Source organism: Nonlabens sp. (assembly GCF_039941875.1).
Classification (GTDB): domain Bacteria; phylum Bacteroidota; class Bacteroidia; order Flavobacteriales; family Flavobacteriaceae; genus Nonlabens.
The window spans coordinates 45,454-63,429 of the sequence record NZ_JBDVDQ010000023.1 but is presented as its reverse complement, the minus strand read 5'-3'; the positions used below and the strand labels follow the sequence as shown (position 1 = coordinate 63,429).

At 34.4% G+C, this 17,976-nt stretch carries 19 protein-coding genes; 14 read left to right on the top strand and 5 right to left on the bottom strand.

All coding sequences use genetic code 11. The features are described 5' to 3' along the window. Positions 1 to 37: 37 nt before the first annotated feature. From ABJF08_RS13710 to typA, 3 genes are all read right to left on the bottom strand, one after another. Positions 38 to 337, bottom strand: coding sequence for a hypothetical protein (locus ABJF08_RS13710; protein WP_348116827.1), 300 nt, complete (start codon positions 335 to 337; stop codon positions 38 to 40). A 287-nt stretch (positions 338 to 624) separates the two neighbouring features. Beyond that, the gene (locus tag ABJF08_RS13705) at positions 625 to 1,560 is read right to left on the bottom strand and encodes a hypothetical protein (RefSeq protein ID WP_348116826.1); all 936 of its coding nucleotides are present in this window, start codon (positions 1,558 to 1,560) and stop codon (positions 625 to 627) included. 135 nt (positions 1,561 to 1,695) lie between these two features. Further along, positions 1,696 to 3,501: a translational GTPase TypA gene (typA, locus tag ABJF08_RS13700; protein WP_348116825.1), complete on the bottom strand. Its 1,806-nt coding sequence runs from the start codon at positions 3,499 to 3,501 to the stop codon at positions 1,696 to 1,698. 524 nt (positions 3,502 to 4,025) lie between these two features. Here typA and ABJF08_RS13695 point away from each other — a divergent pair. Continuing rightward, complete coding sequence (locus ABJF08_RS13695) at positions 4,026 to 4,451, top strand: hypothetical protein (protein ID WP_348116823.1); 426 nt, start codon at positions 4,026 to 4,028, stop codon at positions 4,449 to 4,451. Positions 4,452 to 4,916: 465 nt separating this feature from the next. Here ABJF08_RS13695 and ABJF08_RS13690 read toward each other — a convergent pair whose 3' ends face one another. After that, positions 4,917 to 5,294: a PH domain-containing protein gene (locus ABJF08_RS13690; RefSeq protein WP_348116822.1), complete on the bottom strand. Its 378-nt coding sequence runs from the start codon at positions 5,292 to 5,294 to the stop codon at positions 4,917 to 4,919. Positions 5,295 to 5,465: 171 nt separating this feature from the next. Here ABJF08_RS13690 and ABJF08_RS13685 point away from each other — a divergent pair, with 171 nt between their 5' ends. Next, positions 5,466 to 5,897 carry a peptidylprolyl isomerase gene (locus ABJF08_RS13685; RefSeq protein WP_348116820.1) on the top strand — a complete coding sequence of 144 codons (432 nt, stop codon included), beginning with the start codon at positions 5,466 to 5,468 and terminating at the stop codon, positions 5,895 to 5,897. Between the two features lie 238 nt (positions 5,898 to 6,135). On the opposite strand, the gene ABJF08_RS13680 is transcribed toward ABJF08_RS13685, so the two are convergent. After that, complete coding sequence (locus ABJF08_RS13680) at positions 6,136 to 7,500, bottom strand: peptide-N-glycosidase F-related protein (RefSeq protein WP_348116819.1); 1,365 nt, start codon at positions 7,498 to 7,500, stop codon at positions 6,136 to 6,138. Between the two features lie 276 nt (positions 7,501 to 7,776). On the opposite strand from ABJF08_RS13680, the gene ffh reads away from it, so the two are divergent. From ffh to ABJF08_RS13620, 12 genes are all read left to right on the top strand, one after another. Further along, entirely contained in the window at positions 7,777 to 9,105 is a 1,329-nt protein-coding gene (gene ffh, locus ABJF08_RS13675; RefSeq protein WP_104516469.1) for a signal recognition particle protein, read from the top strand. 189 nt (positions 9,106 to 9,294) lie between these two features. Next, a complete protein-coding gene (locus ABJF08_RS13670; RefSeq protein ID WP_348116818.1) occupies positions 9,295 to 10,182 on the top strand; it encodes a tetrahydrofolate dehydrogenase/cyclohydrolase catalytic domain-containing protein in 888 nt (295 codons plus the stop codon). Positions 10,183 to 10,427: 245 nt separating this feature from the next. Next, positions 10,428 to 10,991 (top strand): excinuclease ABC subunit B, encoded by a 564-nt coding sequence (locus ABJF08_RS13665; RefSeq protein ID WP_348116816.1) that lies wholly within the window; start codon positions 10,428 to 10,430, stop codon positions 10,989 to 10,991. Next, positions 10,991 to 11,485 carry a YkgJ family cysteine cluster protein gene (locus tag ABJF08_RS13660; protein ID WP_348116815.1) on the top strand — a complete coding sequence of 165 codons (495 nt, stop codon included), beginning with the start codon at positions 10,991 to 10,993 and terminating at the stop codon, positions 11,483 to 11,485. Before ABJF08_RS13665 ends, ABJF08_RS13660 begins: the two co-directional genes overlap by 1 nt. Before the next feature lie 105 nt (positions 11,486 to 11,590). Beyond that, positions 11,591 to 12,067: a TlpA disulfide reductase family protein gene (locus tag ABJF08_RS13655; protein WP_348116814.1), complete on the top strand. Its 477-nt coding sequence runs from the start codon at positions 11,591 to 11,593 to the stop codon at positions 12,065 to 12,067. Continuing rightward, the gene (locus tag ABJF08_RS13650) at positions 12,064 to 12,762 is read left to right on the top strand and encodes a thioredoxin family protein (RefSeq protein ID WP_348116813.1); all 699 of its coding nucleotides are present in this window, start codon (positions 12,064 to 12,066) and stop codon (positions 12,760 to 12,762) included. Before ABJF08_RS13655 ends, ABJF08_RS13650 begins: the two co-directional genes overlap by 4 nt. Before the next feature lie 97 nt (positions 12,763 to 12,859). Then, positions 12,860 to 14,275 carry an MBL fold metallo-hydrolase gene (locus ABJF08_RS13645; protein ID WP_348116812.1) on the top strand — a complete coding sequence of 472 codons (1,416 nt, stop codon included), beginning with the start codon at positions 12,860 to 12,862 and terminating at the stop codon, positions 14,273 to 14,275. A 3-nt stretch (positions 14,276 to 14,278) separates the two neighbouring features. After that, positions 14,279 to 14,596: a rhodanese-like domain-containing protein gene (locus tag ABJF08_RS13640; RefSeq protein ID WP_348116811.1), complete on the top strand. Its 318-nt coding sequence runs from the start codon at positions 14,279 to 14,281 to the stop codon at positions 14,594 to 14,596. Then, a complete protein-coding gene (locus tag ABJF08_RS13635; protein ID WP_348116810.1) occupies positions 14,596 to 14,997 on the top strand; it encodes a rhodanese-like domain-containing protein in 402 nt (133 codons plus the stop codon). The genes ABJF08_RS13640 and ABJF08_RS13635 overlap by 1 nt, the downstream gene beginning before the upstream one ends. Positions 14,998 to 15,009: 12 nt before the next feature. Beyond that, positions 15,010 to 15,828, top strand: coding sequence for a 3-deoxy-8-phosphooctulonate synthase (gene kdsA / locus ABJF08_RS13630; protein ID WP_348116809.1), 819 nt, complete (start codon positions 15,010 to 15,012; stop codon positions 15,826 to 15,828). A gap of 380 nt (positions 15,829 to 16,208) precedes the next feature. Further along, positions 16,209 to 16,691: a DUF2807 domain-containing protein gene (locus ABJF08_RS13625; RefSeq protein WP_348116808.1), complete on the top strand. Its 483-nt coding sequence runs from the start codon at positions 16,209 to 16,211 to the stop codon at positions 16,689 to 16,691. 121 nt (positions 16,692 to 16,812) lie between these two features. Then, a complete protein-coding gene (locus tag ABJF08_RS13620) occupies positions 16,813 to 17,976 on the top strand; it encodes a cytochrome c peroxidase (RefSeq protein WP_348116807.1) in 1,164 nt (387 codons plus the stop codon).

Below are 17,976 nucleotides of genomic sequence, written 5' to 3'. Positions count from 1 at the left end.
CATGGATATTTAACGAATATATCAAAACAAAAGTGCTTTAACTAAAAGCATTTACTATGTCTACCAGATTACCCAATAATCCTATGACTAGTAAAATAAAGAAAAATGTATTGATCCCTATTCCTACATACTTTTTCCAATGGTACTTTTCTTTAATACTCAACAAGCTTAAAACAAAACCCATAACCACAGTAACAAAAAACAAGGTCATCAAATAACCTGTAATATCATTGATATTATTTCCTGTAGTTCTAGTCGTATAAGATAGTAAAGTAAAGACTAACAGTAGCACACTAGAAATAATGGCCATGTGAAAAGATCGCTTTGTATTCTTCATTTGTTAATATTCTGTTGCAAACATAACTGCTTTTTTAAACTTATCGATAACACTACTTAACAATGCTTAACGGCTCATTAGCATCTTAAACTTGGTCAATGCACTAAATTTGTACCATCATAAGATTAGAAGTTTTTGTTTAGATTATTGAATTAGCCTTTAATTAATTATAAACATCTCAAGATATTATGAAAAAGAAAAATAAGTTAAGTTTGGTTGGTAAACCGCTAGTGAATGAGTGTCTGATAGCACCTTTTTACTAGTGGTTTTTAACTTTAATAAAGTTTTTAAAACTCTATTTCCCATCTTTGCCACTCTTCTTCTACACAACCTAATTGCTTTTTAAAACGCAACAACCCTTCATTAACAGATCCATCACGTTCATTTACCGGCCCATAATCCATTATAGAAAATCCTTTTTCCTTAAACTCTTCCATCGCCTCCATATATAAAAAACCCACTGCATCGGTTTTCATACCTTTTAATGAACTCGCTGCATATTGCGATTTAACTACTTTATTTTTTATAAAAAATGTAATACCAGCCAGCAATTCTCCATCTCGCCATGCGTTATGCTGAATTATTTGTTCAGGAAATCTAGTGTGTAATAATTCTATCTCTTCCTCATTATGTACTGGCTTAGATGCATGTCTAGATTCCAATTGTGGTATGAGTACAAGATTCCAAAAAGATTTAAAATCATTACTTTTTTCAATTCTTATACCATCAAATTTCCCATTGCGGTATCCTATACTCTTTTTAGGAGAAACATTAACCTCTTCCTCTAGATTCACATATTGATTATGTAAAATACGATTTATCTTAAACCCATATCTTTTTAATGAAGTTGCTATTTCAATATTTATAGCATTATAAGATAAAGGTGGTGGTTGTAATTCCGCTTTCGCGAAAGCGGACTCTTTAAAATACCTTAAAAAAGAACCTACTATATCATAAATAAAAGAACTTCCTTCTAGATTTAAAATCAAACCACCATAGCTCAAACCACGATGGCTATAAATAGAATCCTTAACCATATGTGCAGGAATACAACAAATTAGTGAGTCCTCATTAAAAACCATCAGACTATGATCTTTAAACCGATCTTGATGATAGTCCATAAAATCTCTATGCAATAGAAATGTCCCATTAATAGAATGATCTATAAAGTCATTCCATACTCGTTTAAGATCAGGATGGTATTGCTGCAGGGTTAAAGTCAAAAACTAGTGTAATTTAATGCTAAGATAAGAGAATGCTATAGTTGCAAACAAGCTTAATAGTCAGTAAAAGTATAGAGCAAAAAAAAGCAGATTCTTGAGAATCTGCTTTTTCAATATCAATAACTTAATCCGTGATTAAGAAAGTTGTTTTCCAGCACGTTTACGTGCATTTTCATCAAGTAAAATCTTACGTATTCTCAAGAAGTTAGGAGTAACCTCGACATATTCATCTTTCTGGATGTATTCTAGAGCTTCTTCTAGAGTAAATTTCACTGGTGGAGCAATCTTTACTTTATCATCATTACCTGCACTACGCACGTTAGAAAGTTTCTTAGTTTTAGTAAGGTTGATTGCTAGATCATCTGGTCTAGAATTTTCACCTACTACCTGACCACCATAAATCTCTTCACCTGGTGCGATAAAGAATCTACCACGATCTTGTAATTTATCCATAGAATAAGGAATAGAAACTCCTTTTTCCATAGAGATCATAGAACCGTTAATACGACCAGCGATTTCACCTTTATAAGGTTCAAAACCTACAAAACGGTGATTCATAATAGCCTCACCAGCAGTAGCAGTGATCAGTTGATTTCTTAAACCTATAATACCACGAGAAGGGATTTTAAATTCACAAACCATACGTGCACCTTTAGGAGCCATACTAGTCATTTCACCTTTTCTCAAAGTAACCATTTCAACAGCTTTACCACTTACCTCTTCTGGTAAATCGATAGTAAGCTCTTCTACAGGCTCACATTTAACACCATCTATTTCTTTTATGATAACCTGTGGCTGTCCTATCTGTAATTCATAACCTTCACGACGCATCGTTTCAATTAATACAGAAAGGTGTAATACCCCACGACCGAAAACCATAAACTTATCTGCACTACCAGTATCGTGTACTTGTAGAGCAAGATTCTTTTCTAATTCTTTAGTAAGACGGTCATTAATGTGACGAGATGTTACAAATTTACCATCCTTACCGAAGAAAGGAGAATCGTTAATTGTAAATAACATACTCATTGTAGGCTCATCGATAGCGATAGTTTCCATCGCTTCAGGATTTTCAAAATCAGCAACACTGTCACCTATTTCAAAACCTTCTAGTCCAACTATAGCACAAATATCACCAGCCATTACTTCTGTTACCTTGGCTTTTCCCATACCATCAAAGACATAAACTTCTTTGACTTTAGTTTTAGTTTGAGAACCGTCACGCTTACAAAGAGTCACGTTTTGACCTTCTTTTATAGAACCTCTTTTAATACGTCCTATCGCGATACGACCTGTATAGTTAGAGAAATCTAAAGAAGTAATTAATAATTGCGTAGTACCTTCTTCTACTTTAGGAGCTGGTACATGCTTTATAACCATATCAAGAAGAGGCTCGATGTCAGTCGTCTCATCTTTCCAGTCATCAGACATCCAGTTATTCTTTGCACTACCATAAACAGTAGGGAAATCAAGTTGCCATTCTTCAGCACCTAATTCAAACATTAGATCAAAAACAGACTCATGTACCTCATCTGGAGTACAGTTTTCTTTATCTACTTTATTTACAACAACACAAGGCTTTAAACCTAGGTCTATTGCTTTTTGTAATACAAAACGAGTTTGTGGCATCGGTCCTTCAAATGCATCTACTAAAAGTAGCACACCATCGGCCATGTTTAACACACGTTCTACTTCACCACCAAAATCGGCGTGACCAGGAGTATCAATAATATTGATTTTAGTTCCTTTGTACATTACCGATACGTTCTTTGCAAGGATAGTAATCCCGCGTTCACGCTCGATGTCATTGTTATCAAGGATCAATTCTCCAGTGGATTCATTCTCACGGAAAATCTCACAGTGGTGTAAAATCTTGTCTACTAACGTAGTCTTACCGTGGTCTACGTGAGCAATAATTGCAATGTTTCTAATGTCTTTCATAAAAATAACGCTTGTTAGCGGCTGCAAAAATAGGCTTATTTATTGGTTTTTAGCGGTTTATTAGAATAATTAAGCCATTTCTCTCAAATACCTGATTTTCAACTAGATTTATTGTTTTTAGTTTCGCTTTCGCAAAAGCCTGAAAGATTGAGCATCTTCCATTAAATAAAAGATCTTACTAGTTTAATTTTCTCTCTCAATTGATAACTCAAAATAAAAACATTCATTAAAAATAAGAGCTGAATTAATAAATTTAGTTTTAATAAAAAAGAAATTGAGCAATAAAACAGGATAATCAAGGAAGATCACAATGAAAGTTTAGATACAAAATGATCTATGTTGACTTAAAAATGGAAAGTAATTCACAACCACATAGTCATTTATTTTTGCGGAATAATTATTAAGGTCATGAAGTAACAAAACGGTCAGCGATCATGCAATTGATGAAATACTCCTTAAATAATTATTTTAAATATAAAAAAAATAGCATAATTTTAACACATATTAAAAACTTAACTAAAATTATGAAGAAATTAATTCTTACTACACTATTTCTATTTATAGGTATAGTAAATGCTAGTGCTCAGGAAAAAAACTTTGATGGTCTCTGGGAAGGAAACATAGACACTAATAGTGGTGAATCTGTTTTTATAAGATTATACATAGACCATAATAATGTATATATGACCGAAACCGATGAAGATGGGGATCTTGCCAAAGATTTTGATAAAGAGGTTATCATGAGTAAAGGCTTTGGTGGTCAGCTTAATGCTTTCTGGATGGATAGTGGCGGTGTGTGGACAGAAACTCAATTCTACTCTTTGTCTTGGACATCAGAAAATGAACTTTCTATTTTCCATACTAGACATGTTTCTAATGAAGAAGGCGACGGATATACAAACTGGGGATATAACGGTTCTGGAAGTTTAAAACGTAACGAAGATTATTAAACAAACATACTGAATTGAACTACAATTTTTCAACGTTGTATGTAGCATGAAACACCAGTAGTAAAAATAAAGAAAAGGAGCAAGTAAGCATATAATTCAAAAAAACAATATCACTTCTTAAGGTGGTAGCTATACGTGCCAGTATGCACTTATGTTTTTTTAAGCACAGAAACGCTTGCTCCTTTTACATTACTATATATTGCTTTATTCGGCATAAAAATTATCTTTTAAAGATCACACAACTTTATCTTATCAATTAAAAAAGAAAATTTCCCTCCACTATCATATGTCAACACAACGAATGAGTGCGGTTTATCCCATTGCTCGATGGAAATAGCAAAAATCTACAGATCTTCATTATTGTAGAGGACAGATATCCATACCCCATCACCTACTACTACCTAGCTGTAGAAAGTTCTAATAAATTATTTCACCAGAATTATAACCGCAAATTAATTCTATAAATTAACAGGTCTTACTAGCTAGTAATCGCTGCACTTTATAAACATCTACGCCTTTTGAAAACTTCTTACTTACACTAGGTATATTTTCACTGCTTATCCATATTTTAAGTTCGGCATCTAGATCAAATGTACCAGCCGTTTCTAGCGAAAACCTAGAAACACTCTTGTAAGGCATGGATTTCATTTCTATTTTCTTACCAGTTAACCCTTGTTTATCAATCAATATTAATCGGTGACTGGTAAACATAAATACATCTCTCATTAGAACAAATCCCATTTCTATAACCTCTTCACTGATTAATAAATGTCCATATTCTTGCACTAATTTATCATGATTTACCTCTCCCGCATTTCCTAAAATCTTATCAAATAATCCCATTTTAATTTTATTTCTAATCTACTATAAAATCAGGATATTCCACACCCATTATTCTCATAAATAACACCTAATCGTTAAGTCTTTATTAATCTAAGAAGATTGTATGCAGATAGTTTTTCTTAGGTATTTGTAAATCATACCTTTGCAGCTGATACAAAAATATCAATTTTTATGAGTCAAGTTAAAGCAGATGACACTATCAAAGTGCATTACACAGGGAAATTAAAATCTACCGGACAGGTATTTGATAGTTCTTTAGACAGAGAGCCACTAGAGGCTCAACTAGGTCAGGGAGCGTTGATACCAGGTTTTGAAAAAGGTCTTGTGGATATGAAGGTTAATGAAAAGAAAACTATTGAAATCCCTAAGGAAGAAGCTTATGGAGAAATTATTCAAGAGCTTTTTCATAAAGTACCTAAAGACCAGCTACCTCAGGAAGTAAAGCCAGAAGTAGGTATGGGATTAATTTCTCAAAATCCTGATGGCTCTGAGCGTCAGTTACGTGTTGCACAAGTAGAGGAAGATCACATCGTAGTAGATGCTAATCACCCACTTGCAGGTCACGACCTTGTTTTTGAATTAGAAGTTTTAGAGATTAACTAATTCTCTTTGTTATTTCATAAAAAATCCCATCGAGTTTATTCTCGATGGGGTTTTTGTTTTTATTTGTTTCTTTTGTTTTAAAGTTATCTTTTCTAAAATCTCACAGTTAAATGAATTAAACTTTCAAATGATGGTACGTATTCCGCTTTCGCGAAAGCGAGATCGCAACAAAAAAAGTCTTAATAGAAATGCATCAAGAACACATTTCTATTAAGACTTTAAGTTAGGATTATTGAAATTAATCAATAACCGTTGCTCTTGTTATAGGCGTATCGCTTTTTACGACTACAAAAGAAGAAATAGGATAAAAAGACTCGTCTGTAGTAGTGTTAGTCCAGTCTTCAAAATCATATTCAAAAGTAAAGGTAGTCCCAGCCATACTCGATGTAAAGTTATCTATTCTAGTAGGCACTTCCATACCAGGACACCATCCTGCTCTATCTGGCATCCAGTTTCCTGGTGCCTGGTTATTCACAGGATTACTGGCACAGCCTAATGGCGCTAGATCATGTTGAAACATATTTGCTCCATTAATTAAAACATCATGAGTTCTAAAACACCACTCAGCACAAGTGCGACCGTCTGCATCTCCAGATGCTGCCTGTCCCCAACCTGAGATAATAGTTCTTAAATGTGTGCTTTGCGCATTTGCTGGCACAGTAATAGACCTAGTTAAATCCTTAGTATGCGTTACCCCATAAGGAACTCCTGCTGCAGAACCGTTATCATAATTCAACACACGTGTAATACCATAATAAGCATAATCTGGAGTACCTTCTATATAATCGAAATCGATACTTACCTCATAACCTCTAGCATTCCAGCATTCCGTTCTTATTCTTAATTCCACATTACCACTTAATAGGGATTTAAAATCTGTAACATCAAATTCAAAACCTCTAGCAAGCTGGCTATTATCGTTCCAATAAGGAGTAATAAATCGAGCTAACTCATAGCGCTCTCCGGACGCTACATCAGTCACTTTTACATTTGCATAAACATCCCACTCATCACAACCACCTGTAGGACAAGTTAATTGTACATACATTTTAATCGCCTCTATATTAGTAAGGTCATCATGTAAGTTATATGACTGCACAGAAGTTTGTGAAAAACCACCACCGAATGCTACGCGTTCTCTATTAAAGGTTTGATAATTATGGATAACCGGTACACCATTACCACTCAACGATACTTGTAAATCAGTAGAAATATCTACACTTTGAATGGTCACAACACCTTGAAATGCTCCTATTGCATCAGGAAGGAATTTAACATAAATCGTATTAGATCCATTTACATCTGTAGCAAGGATACTGAGGCTGCTAGAAAAGTTAACCGCATCACTAGAAATCTCAAAATTTCCAGTGGTAGAAAGATCTATTTGTGACACGAGAGAAGATCCTGTTAAAGAGAAAGATCGATCTTGGGCTGTTTCATTTGCAGCTGTGTCACTAAAAGTTAGTTGACTTACTGATGTGTTTAAGGTTACACTATCGGTAGTGCCATCACCTGCAGTATCATCATCACCACTACAGTTTATGATTATAAAACAAACGGTAAGTAAGCTGAGTAAATTAAAGGCTGTTTTTAAAGTTTTCATTATAGTTTTTTAAGTTTCTGCAATATACACAAAATAAGGTTTTTAACATTTATTCTAACTATTCTTCAATTATTTAAGGATGCCATCTACTTTTCAAAACTTACTTATTTTAAATAAAATCTCATCAAAAATTACTAGTTTAATTAAGATGAATTTATACTCGCAACAAAGGCATCTTATTCTCTTTTATTTCATTGATAACAAAGCACTTTAAAACCTTGAACATAAAGGCATGAAATAGTATCTTTGCTATCTTCTAAAATTGAGTCAAAAAATATGTTTGATAATTTAACTGACAAACTCGATAAAGCCATGCACGTCCTTAAAGGACATGGAAGCATTACCGAAGTTAACGTTGCAGATACTCTTAAAGAAATACGTCGCGCTCTTGTAGATGCCGATGTTAACTATAAAATCGCAAAAGAATTTACATCTAGAGCTAAAGAAAAAGCTATAGGTCAAGGTGTATTAACAACTCTTAAACCAGGACAGCTACTTACAAAAATTGTAAAGGACGAGCTTACTGAATTAATGGGTGGTGATGTTGCTGGAATTAACTTAAGCGGTAATCCTAGCATTATTCTTATGTCTGGTTTACAAGGTTCTGGTAAAACTACTTTTTCTGGTAAACTCGCAAATTTTCTTAAAACTAAAAAGAGTAAAAAACCTCTTTTAGTAGCCTGTGATATATATCGCCCGGCAGCGATAGACCAGTTGCACGTAGTAGGAGAAAGTGTAGGCGTAGAGGTTTTTTCTAATCGTGAAGAAAAAAATCCGGTTAAGATTTCTGAAGCAGCTATCGCATATGCAAAACAAAACGGCTTTAACGCTGTAATTATAGATACAGCTGGACGTCTAGCTGTTGACGAGCAAATGATGACCGAAATTGCTGATGTACACGCAGCGATTAAACCACATGAAACTCTTTTTGTAGTAGACTCTATGACAGGGCAAGATGCTGTAAATACAGCAAAAGCCTTTAACGATCGTCTTAATTTTGATGGTGTAATCCTTACAAAGTTAGATGGTGATACTCGTGGTGGTGCTGCACTTTCTATTAAATCTGTAGTAGATAAACCTATTAAATTTATAGGTACTGGTGAGAAAATGGAGGCTATCGACATCTTCTACCCAGAACGTATGGCAGACCGTATTCTAGGTATGGGAGATGTTATCTCTCTGGTAGAACGTGCTCAAGAACAATTTGATGAAGAACAAGCTAGAAAGCTGAGTAAAAAAATCGCAAAGAACCAATTCGGTTTTGATGATTTTCTTTCTCAAATCCAGCAAATCAAAAAAATGGGTAACATGAAAGATCTTATGGGTATGATTCCTGGTGCAGGAAAAATGCTTAAAGATGTAGACATAGATGATGACGCATTTAAAGGTATTGAAGCTATTATACATTCTATGACTATAGAAGAGCGTACAAAACCACAAGTGATCAATGGTTCTCGTAAAAAACGTATTGCAAAAGGTAGTGGTACTACAGTTACAGAAGTAAACCAACTGCTCAAACAATTTGACCAGATGAGTAAAATGATGAAAATGATGCAAGGTGGTAAAGGAAAAGCTATGATGAATGCTTTAGGAAAAATGAAATAAACATCATTTTTTCACACCTTATCAAATAAAAATCTAATCCCAAGTTAACGCTTGGGATTTTTTTATCTCATTTATATAGTAACGCAAACCTTATCGTTAACAAGTAGATAATAAGTGTAGACGATTAAATTTCTTAATTTCACTCTTATTAACCAATTTTACAACGGAATTAACCATCACACACAACTTATGATTATTCTCGACGGAAAGAAAACAAGTAATGATATTAAGAACGAGATCACAGATACCGTTCAAGCAATGAAAGATAACGGTGAGAAAGTACCTCACCTAGCAGCCGTTATCGTAGGGAATGATGGCGCAAGTCTTACATACGTAGGTTCTAAGGTACGCGCTTGTGAACGTGTAGGTTTTAAAAGTACTATGGTGCGCATGCCTAACACAACTAGCGAGACAGAGCTACTTAAAGAAATTAAAAAGTTAAACGATAATCCTGAGATAGATGGGTTTATCGTACAGCTTCCATTACCTAAACAAATTGATACTCAAAAAGTATTGATGGCAGTAGATCCAGATAAAGATGTTGATGGCTTCCACCCTACTAACTTTGGTAGAATGGCGCTAGACATGAGTACTTTTATTCCTGCAACACCATTCGGTATTCTAGAATTATTAGATCGTTATGGTGTAGACACACAAGGTAAACATACCGTAGTAATAGGTAGATCTCACATCGTAGGAAGACCTATGAGTATCTTGATGGGTAGAAAAGGTTTTCCTGGTAATTCTACAGTTACACTAACACATAGTCATACAAAGAACATTACTCAAATTACATCACAAGCAGATATTATCATAACAGCATTAGGAGTTCCTGGATTCTTAAAGGCAGAAATGGTAAAAGATGATGTAGTTATTATAGATGTAGGTATTACTCGCGTACCAGATGATTCTCGTGAGCGTGGTTACTATATTACCGGTGATGTAGATTTTGAAAATGTTTCTAAAAAAGCTAGTTACATCACACCTGTTCCCGGTGGTGTAGGTCCTATGACTATCGCCATGTTATTAAAAAACACGTTGCTTGCTAGAGAACGCCATAGAGCTGCAAACAGATAACCAATAAGAAAATAATACAAAGTGCCTGTCTAGAAAACATTGTAATTCTAGACAGGCACTTTGTATTATTATAACTTATTATGTGAATTTAAGACACTGAATAAAACCTCATCATACCCATTAACGTGATTTATCAACTCTTTATCGCTATAACCACTACTTATACCGATTAACAGAATAAAAAGAACAAATACTCACCTATAGTGCGTCATTAAAATTATTTTTGTTTTCAACACATTTATAATATGAAAAATACTTTTAAACTTATACTAGCTTTATTATTAGTAACCACTCTTGCCAGCGCGCAGAAAAAAGAATCTTATCAATCTCTAATGATGGAATATTTTTCTGTAAGTGGTATTGATGCAGAATATGAAGGTGCTTATGATGGTATGGTTAAAATGGTACAAGATGCTTACCAAACGCAAGACGTACCAGCAGACACATGGCAAAAATTCTATGCCAACAAAAATGCATCTGTTTCAAAATTTAAAGGAATTCTAGCATCAGAATACCGTGCTGTTTTTGAAGATAAGGAAGACTTGCGCAATTTGATTAAGTTCTACTCTTCTAGTACTGGTGTTCAATATAGAAAAAACAGAGAAGGAATGACTGACGCTCAAAGAGCCGAATTACAAACCTTTAAAAAATCTAATACTGGATTAAAACTATTCGGTCGTATTGCTCAAATTAATAAAGCAAAAGAAAGTGCTAGTGTATACTGGTCTAGAGAGTTAATTTGCTCTGTTACTACCCAACTTAAAGAGCAAGGTTATCAAAGCTCTATGCACATGCCTAGCTGTAATTAATGGAAGATTTTCTTAAGAAACTGCCACATCTAGCGCAGCAAAACAAAAAAGAAAACACAGATTACTTTAAAAAACTACGCAAGAAAAAACCTAAAGGTCTAGACGGCGCAGTTCAAGAAATACACAACGAGATATTTGAAGAAGTTGATTGTTTAAAGTGTGCCAATTGTTGCAAAACTACTGGCCCACTTTTTACGCATATAGACATCAACAGAATATCTAAACATTTCAGGATGAAACCTAGTGACTTCATCGACCAGTTTTTAAAGATAGATGAAGATCAAGACTATGTCTTACAACAAACCCCTTGTCATTTTTTAGGAGCAGATAACTATTGCTCTATCTATGAAGTAAGACCTAAAGCCTGCAGAGAGTACCCACATACTGATAGAAGAAAAATATATCAAATAGGAACTCTTACCGTTAAGAATACGAGTATTTGTCCAGCTGCTTATAAGGTTGTAGAACTTATGAAATCACGTATTAAATCCTGATTACAAGAAGTTTCTGACATATAAAATGTTATATTTTTTTTAAAAGACAGCCAAGAATAGTTAAACGACAACTAATTATCTCACTACAACGTTATATTTGTTCAAATGAACAAGTTACTATCTCTTTTTGCATTAATCATTATTTGCACAGCTTGCGATAACAGACCTATAGCAACGGTCACAGCAATAGGACAAGATGGCCTTAGAGAAACTGTATCACCTAACGATAAGATTAAAGTTATCAATTTTTGGGCTACATGGTGTGCACCATGCGTCGAAGAATTACCTCACTTTGAAAGTGTAGGCAGTTCTTATCTAGAAGAAGTAGACATGATCTTAATCTCTCTAGACGAGAAGAAAAATATTCAAAGCGCGGTAGATCCATTTCTTAAAGAAAATAATATCAAGTCCAAAGTTCTCCTATTAGATGACCCATATGCTGCAGAATGGATACCTATAGTCGACCAGCATTGGGACGGTGCAATACCAGTAACTTTAATCGTTTCAAAAGATAAAAAACAGTTTTTTAATAAAGCATTATCCAAAGCAGATTTAGAAAATGCTATAAAGGAATTCTTATGAAAACTTTAAAAATTTTAACCGTTGCGGTGGTAGGCGCTATTGCCATCGCGGTAGTATCAGGAATGTTAGAGACGCACGAGCGTACTAATCTTTTTGCAGAGCGCCCTGTACCTAATGAAAATAAGAAACAGTCTCCTGCAAAGGAAAAAACAGCCGTTCTTGTAGGATACCACATAGGTGATGCAGCTACAGACTTTTCTCTTAAAAATATAGATGGAGAAAAAGTATCGCTTAAAAATTATGACGATGCAAAAGGTTTTATGGTTATTTTTACTTGTAACCACTGTCCTTATAGTGTTGCTTATGAAGATCGCATCATCGCACTAGATAAGAAATACAAGAACCTAGGATATCCTGTAATAGCTATTAATCCTAATAATCCAGATGAATATCCTTCAGACAGTTATGATGCCATGAAGGTTAGAGCAAAACAAAAAGGGTTTACCTTTCCTTATTTAGTAGATACAGATCAAAATATATTCCCTCAGTATGGTGCCACTAAAACGCCACATGTTTTCTTACTTAAAAAAGAAGGAGATCAAAACATCGTTAAATATATCGGTGCGATAGACGATAATTATCACGATGAAAATGCTGTTAAAAATAACTACTTAGAAAACGCACTGCAGTCACTCATACGTGGAGAAGAAATTGCCGTTACCACATCTCCAGCGATAGGATGTCGCATTAAGTAAACAACTATAATTAATTTCTATACTAGCTCATGATGTACTCATGGGCTTTTTACATTTCTGAGCGTTATAAATCGTATTTTTGCATAAAATTTAACTAATGATTCTTGAACAGTATTATACAAAGTGTCTCGCTCAAGGAACCTACTATATCGCTTCAAACGGTGAAGCTGTAATCATAGATCCTTTAAGAGAAGTACAACAGTACATTGATCGTGCGGCACAAGATGGTGTTAAGATTAAGTATATATTCCTTACTCATTTCCACGCAGACTTTGTTTCTGGTCATGTAGATCTAGCAGATAAAACAGGTGCAACTATTGTAATAGGACCTAATGCTGTTACTAGTTACGCTTTCGCGAAAGCGGAACACCTACAAACATTTAATGTAGGAGACATAACGCTTCAATTGCTGCACACTCCTGGACATACTATGGAATCTTCTTGCTATTTATTAAGAGATGCCGAAGGAAAGGAACAAGCAATTTTTACAGGCGACACTCTATTTATAGGTGATGTAGGAAGACCAGATCTTGCTGCAAAATCAAATTTAACTACAGAAGATCTAGCAGGTCATTTATATGACTCTCTTAGAAATCATATCATGCCTTTACCGGACGATGTAATCGTATATCCAGCACATGGTGCAGGTAGCGCATGCGGTAAAAACATGAGTAAAGAAACTAGTGACACGTTGGGTAATCAAAAAAAGACCAACTATGCTCTTAATCCACAACTAGATAAGCAAGGATTTATAAAGGAATTAACCGATGGTATTGCACCTCCACCAGGTTACTTTCCCAAAAATGTATCTATGAATAAAGGAGTAAATTCTAGCATAGATGAGATTATCGCTAGAGGAACTACGCCTCTCAAATTGAATTCTTTTAAAGCGCTTGCAGAAGATGATGACTATCTAGTTCTAGATGTGAGATCACCACAAGAGTACACCGCTGGATCTATTCCTGGATCATGGTTTATAGGTCTAGATGGACAGTTTGCACCATGGATAGGTGCCCTTATTGAAGATATAGATCAAAAAATTATTATTGTAGCCCCTACTGGACGTGAAGAAGAAACCGTTACTAGACTAGCTAGAGTGGGATATGATAACGCTCAAGGTTTTCTAGAAGGTGGTTTTGACACTTGGAAAAATAGTGGAAACGATATTTCTAAAATAGAAAATATTACGGCTCAAGATTTTATAAACGGCCTAGAAGATGGCAGTATTAAAAACCCTATCGACAGTCGCAAACCTGGAGAATATGAGGCTGGTCACATATGCAGTGTACCTATGCATACTCTAGACTTAGTTCATGAAGAGGTAAAAAAACTTAATTCCCAAGATACCTATCACGTACATTGTGCTGGTGGGTATAGATCAGTAATTTTTTCTAGTATTGCTGTAGCTAATGGTATACCTCATATGGTAAATGTAGAAGGTGGATACGGAGCAATCAAGAAAACAAATCTAAAAAATCAAAAAATAGTTGCTACGAGCAGCTGTTCCCTATAAATTATGACAAATCTAAATAACCAAGAGTGGAAAGAGCAAACAGCTCAAGATGATAATTCTATTATACTTGATGTACGCACCGATGATGAGGTGAGTGAAGGTATGATTCCTAATGCACTACATTACGACATCTTTAAACCGCAAGAGTTTATGGAGGCAGTTAATGGAATGGATGCAGATAAAAATTATTATGTGTACTGTCGTGCTGGTAGCCGCAGCATGCAAGCATGCCAGATTATGGAACAACTAGGGATTAAAAATACATTTAATCTAACAGGAGGTTTTAGTAACTGGGATGGAGATACTGCAATGAAAGCATAATGAAAAAGTTACTCAACTTCATTATCGTATTACTGCTAGCGCTGGCATTTCACAGCTGTAAAGAAGAAAAAAGCGGTACCATTAATAAAGTGTCTATACAACAAGCTGAAGAAATTATCGCTGTAGAAGGTGTAAAGGTTGTGGATGTAAGAACAAAGTCAGAATTTACTGAGAAGCACATTAAAAATGCAGTAAATATCGAGGTAGAAAATGACGATCTTAATTCCTATCTAGATACTATGGATAAAACCCAACCTCTATTAGTGTATTGTAATAAAGGTGGTCAAAGCGCTAGATGCGCAAAAATCTTGCAGGATAAAGGTTTTACTCTCATATATGATATGAAAGGCGGTATAACCAAATGGGAAGAAAGCGGTAGAGAAGTTATCGTTAAAAACTAACAAAAAGCATTTATGGAACTTAATAAAATACCTAACATAAAACATACAGATTCAGACAATTTCTTTTTACTTGCTGGACCTTGTGCCATAGAAGGTGAAGAAATGGCACTGCGCATTGCAGAGAAAGTCTTGAAAATTACAGACGACTTAAAGATTCCTTATATTTTTAAAGGAAGTTTTAAAAAAGCAAATCGCAGTCGAATAGATAGTTTTACTGGAATAGGTGATGTAGAGGCTTTAAAAATATTACGCAAGGTTTCTGAAACTTTTGATATCCCTACCGTAACAGACATTCATGAAGTGAGTGATGCAGCTCTTGCAGCTGAGTATGTGGATGTATTACAAATACCTGCTTTTTTAGTTAGACAGACAGACCTAGTGGTTGCAGCAGCAAAAACTGGTAAAGTAGTAAATCTTAAAAAAGGTCAGTTCATGTCTCCTGAGGCAATGAAACATGCAGTACAAAAAGTAAAAGATTCTGGTAACGAGCAAGCATGGATTACAGACCGTGGTACTATGTTCGGTTATCAAGATATGATCGTAGACTTTAGAGGTATTCCTACCATGAGAGAGTATGCTCCTACTGTACTAGACGTAACGCATAGTTTACAACAACCTAATCAATCCAGTGGTGTTACCGGTGGTAGGCCAGATATGATAGAAACTATAGCAAGAGCCGGAATTGTAAATAACGTAGATGGGCTTTTTATAGAAACTCATTTTGATCCTGCAAATGCAAAGAGTGATGGTGCAAACATGCTAGACTTAAAACATTTAGAAGGTTTATTAACTAGATTAGTTGCTATTAGAAAAACAATTCATTCGTTTTAATAAAAAATCAAATTTTATAAAGCGGTGCTATTTACTTGTTAAGTAGCACCGTTTTTTTATGCTTATTATTCTCAAAAAGTAAGATTAAAAATTATGTTAAATAGAATGGAACTAGCTTAAATCTGCCGTTTTGATAGTTTTCTATCACCTAAATGCGCTGAATTTTATTATAAAAAAGAAGTGTAAACCGCATATTTTAAACATTTTAACAACTTTTAACAAATCGCTTGAGCCTCAATGAAATAAGGTGTTTAACATTTCATTTGTTGCTAATTTCACATAATAACGTGAACAAATTGTAAAGCTCTTACAAAACGATGAAACAAAATAGATATTTGCATGTCTATTAAGTAAGCTATTAACACTTAAAACTTTAAAATATGAAAAAGCTAATTTTATTAACCGCTATTCTTTTTGCAGGTATATGTACTGCACAATCTATTCAAGAAGTAAAAGACTTCTCAAAAATCAAAATTGATACCGATGCACAGGTAGAGATAGTTTACTCTACAAAAAATCAAGTTGCTATCAATAAAGATACTCAAGATCTAAGTATTTCAACAGAAGGTAAGTCCTTAACAATAAAGCAAAATTCTAATGCTAAAATTGAAGACTTAAAAATCAGAATTTACACAAATGATTTGACAGCTCTTTCTGTTACAGGAGATACTCAAGTAACATTATCAAAATTCAAGTATCAAAATAAAATGGTAGTTTTAGTAAAGCAAGGTGCTATAGTTGATACTGGAGATACCGAAATTAAAGATTTACAAATCATACGTACTGACGACAGTAAAGTAATTGCAACAAATGCAAAAAACACAAAAGAAACAGTAGATGGTGTTCTAGTTGCATTCAACTAGAAATAAACTCTTATTCTTAATTAAAGGCTTCTTGTAAACTCAAGAAGCCTTTTTTATTTATATGAATTGAACTTACTTAAACTATTGTATAATCAGAAAGTCATAATAATAAATTCATGTTATGAAGCTCTCCCCTATTTTATTATTATCGATTCTATTCTTAGCTATATCTTGTCAAAATGATGACGAGGAATACATCGCAACAGATCAATCCATTCTCAACGCTGTTTTTGGTGATAATATAAATCTAGAGCATACAGCAGAATATCAAAACTTTAATATTCCTTCTTATATCAGATTTACTGCTAGTGGGAATACAATAGATAATAAAAAAGCCCTGTTAGGTCGTATTTTATTTTATGACCAACAGCTTTCTGTTAATAACAGTATTTCTTGTGCAAGCTGTCATCACCAAGAAAACGCTTTTGGAGATACCGCAACCGCTAGCATCGGTGTAAATGGCACCACTGGTAGACATAGTATGCGATTAATAAACACTGGTTTCCAGCCTAGCACAAACTTTTTTTGGGATGAAAGAGTTACATCATTAGAAGAACAGGTTACACAGCCTATAAGAGATCATACCGAAATGGGATTTAGTGGTGAGCAAGGCAGTCCTGGTTTTGACGATTTGCTTTTAAAATTATCACTTATAGATTATTATCAAGTTTTGTTTAATGAGATTTATGGAGATCAACTAGTTACCGAGGCTAGATTACAAGAAAGCTTATCACAATTTGTATTAAGTATACAGTCATTTGATTCTGAATATGATGCTGGTTTAATGGCTACAGGAAATTTAGGAGGCATATTCCCTAATTACAACACATCAGAAAACAGAGGTAAATTTTTATTTACGACCACTCCACAAAACGGCGGTGCTGGTTGTGTAAGCTGTCATGTCCCGCCAGAATTTGCTATTAAAGATAATATTCAAAATAATGGCGTTATTGCTACTATACAGGATGCAGCTGTTTTTGATCACACTAATACTAGATCTCCTAGTTTAAGAAATATTACAAATCCTGAAGGAGCGTTAAATGGCCCACTCATGCATAACGGTTCTTTCACCACTATTATGGATATGATAGAACATTACAATGCTATCGATTTAACAAACCAGCAGTCCATAGACCCTATTTTACTTGAAAACAATGGAACTACTGGGCAACAATTACGCTTATCAGATACCGATAAAACAGCACTGGTAGACTTTTTAAAAACATTAAGCGGTGATGATGTATATACTAATGTAAAATGGAGCAATCCCTTTCTAGAAGGATAA

Excerpts from the sequence above, each read along its gene's own strand:
- ABJF08_RS13710 (WP_348116827.1), bottom strand. The coding sequence starts at position 337 with ATGAAGAATACAAAGCGATCTTTTCACATGGCCATTATTTCTAGTGTG.
- typA (WP_348116825.1), bottom strand. The coding sequence starts at position 3,501 with ATGAAAGACATTAGAAACATTGCAATTATTGCTCACGTAGACCACGGT.
- ABJF08_RS13695 (WP_348116823.1), top strand. The coding sequence starts at position 4,026 with ATGAAGAAATTAATTCTTACTACACTATTTCTATTTATAGGTATAGTA.
- ABJF08_RS13690 (WP_348116822.1), bottom strand. The coding sequence starts at position 5,294 with ATGGGATTATTTGATAAGATTTTAGGAAATGCGGGAGAGGTAAATCAT.
- ABJF08_RS13685 (WP_348116820.1), top strand. The coding sequence starts at position 5,466 with ATGAGTCAAGTTAAAGCAGATGACACTATCAAAGTGCATTACACAGGG.
- ABJF08_RS13680 (WP_348116819.1), bottom strand. The coding sequence starts at position 7,500 with ATGAAAACTTTAAAAACAGCCTTTAATTTACTCAGCTTACTTACCGTT.
- ffh (WP_104516469.1), top strand. The coding sequence starts at position 7,777 with ATGTTTGATAATTTAACTGACAAACTCGATAAAGCCATGCACGTCCTT.
- ABJF08_RS13670 (WP_348116818.1), top strand. The coding sequence starts at position 9,295 with ATGATTATTCTCGACGGAAAGAAAACAAGTAATGATATTAAGAACGAG.
- ABJF08_RS13665 (WP_348116816.1), top strand. The coding sequence starts at position 10,428 with ATGAAAAATACTTTTAAACTTATACTAGCTTTATTATTAGTAACCACT.
- ABJF08_RS13660 (WP_348116815.1), top strand. The coding sequence starts at position 10,991 with ATGGAAGATTTTCTTAAGAAACTGCCACATCTAGCGCAGCAAAACAAA.
- ABJF08_RS13655 (WP_348116814.1), top strand. The coding sequence starts at position 11,591 with ATGAACAAGTTACTATCTCTTTTTGCATTAATCATTATTTGCACAGCT.
- ABJF08_RS13650 (WP_348116813.1), top strand. The coding sequence starts at position 12,064 with ATGAAAACTTTAAAAATTTTAACCGTTGCGGTGGTAGGCGCTATTGCC.
- ABJF08_RS13645 (WP_348116812.1), top strand. The coding sequence starts at position 12,860 with ATGATTCTTGAACAGTATTATACAAAGTGTCTCGCTCAAGGAACCTAC.
- ABJF08_RS13640 (WP_348116811.1), top strand. The coding sequence starts at position 14,279 with ATGACAAATCTAAATAACCAAGAGTGGAAAGAGCAAACAGCTCAAGAT.
- ABJF08_RS13635 (WP_348116810.1), top strand. The coding sequence starts at position 14,596 with ATGAAAAAGTTACTCAACTTCATTATCGTATTACTGCTAGCGCTGGCA.
- kdsA (WP_348116809.1), top strand. The coding sequence starts at position 15,010 with ATGGAACTTAATAAAATACCTAACATAAAACATACAGATTCAGACAAT.
- ABJF08_RS13625 (WP_348116808.1), top strand. The coding sequence starts at position 16,209 with ATGAAAAAGCTAATTTTATTAACCGCTATTCTTTTTGCAGGTATATGT.
- ABJF08_RS13620 (WP_348116807.1), top strand. The coding sequence starts at position 16,813 with ATGAAGCTCTCCCCTATTTTATTATTATCGATTCTATTCTTAGCTATA.